This window comes from Virgisporangium aurantiacum (genome assembly GCF_016863635.1).
Taxonomy (GTDB): Bacteria; Actinomycetota; Actinomycetes; order Mycobacteriales; family Micromonosporaceae; genus Virgisporangium; species Virgisporangium aurantiacum.
In genome coordinates, this window is record NZ_BOPG01000189.1 from 1 (window position 1) to 1,189 (window position 1,189).

At 68.6% G+C, this 1,189-nt stretch carries 1 pseudogene; it reads right to left on the reverse strand.

Annotated elements, in window-relative coordinates:
- Window positions 1-1,100 (reverse strand): annotated as a pseudogene (locus tag Vau01_RS62980) (IS630 family transposase); the annotation flags it as partial.
- Window positions 1,101-1,189 lie beyond the last annotated feature (89 nt).

Sequence of the window (1,189 nt, forward strand, 5' to 3'; positions counted from 1 at the left end):
GGCCCCAGCGGTGTTGGCGTTCGGAGCGGATGCGGGCGCGTTCGCGGCGTTGGGCTGCCAGGACGTCGGGGTGGCGGGCGTTGGCGTTGCGCCAACGCAGGTGCGCGTGCAGCGCCCGGGTCAGGACGGTGTGGTTGCGGTGGTTCGACCCGGCGATCACGAACGTTCGGAGCGGCCCGAAGTGGGCCTCGATCGGGTTCGCCCACGACGAGTACGTCGGGGTGAAGCACAACTCCACCCGGTTGCGGGCCGCCCACGCCCTGATCGCAGCGCCTTTGTGGGCGGACAGGTTGTCCAGGATCACGCAGATCGGTGCCCCGTCCGGGCGGGCGGCCCGGATCGATCTGAGCGCGGCCAGGGTGTTCGCCGCAGACTTCTTGTGACGGACGACGCCCCACATGGTGTCCTCGCCGACGGAGTAGCAGCCGTGGAACTGCCGCACCCCGTGCAGCTTGTGGTAGTTCGCCGGCAGCCGGTCGGGTCGGCTCTTCGGCGACCAGCCGGCGCCGGCGTGTGGGCGGATGGTCAGCGGTCCGAACTCGTCGAAGGCGAACACCCGATCCGGGAAGTTGGCCGTCACGTGCTCAATGCGGGCCAGTCTCGCCTCCCGCTGCGGGTCGGTCGATTCTTTCCACGTCTTCGTCCGCTGGAAGCTGATCTCGTGCCTGTGCAGCAACTCCCGCAACCGTTCCCGGCCGATCTTCACCCGGCGCAGGCCTCGGTTGTGGGCCAGCCAGTCGACAAGTTTGCGCAGGCTCCAGCGGGTGAACGGCACCCCCAACTTCTCGGGGCGGGTGGTGGCCGTCGCGATGATGAACTGCTCATCGTCGTTACTGATCCGGCGGGGACGCCCCACCCGCCCACCGAGGGCCGAGACTGGCCAGGCCCATCTCGTTGAACCGGTGGATGACCTGCCGAATCGCGTCCTCGTCACCCTGGACCAACCTGGCGATCGCCGACACGGTGTTCCCACCGGCCGAGGCCAGCACCACCATCGCCCGCCGCAGCCGAATCGGCGAACCGATGCCCCGGCGGACAATCTGCTGTAGTCGCTGACCCTCATGATCACTCAGGCGACGCACCCGAACTGGCTCTGCCATCCCCACAGCATCAACCGCACCCACACCACGGCCTCGGACGCCGCCCGGCGTGTCACCCAACCCGGCCAACGTTTCCGGTCAGAGCACTA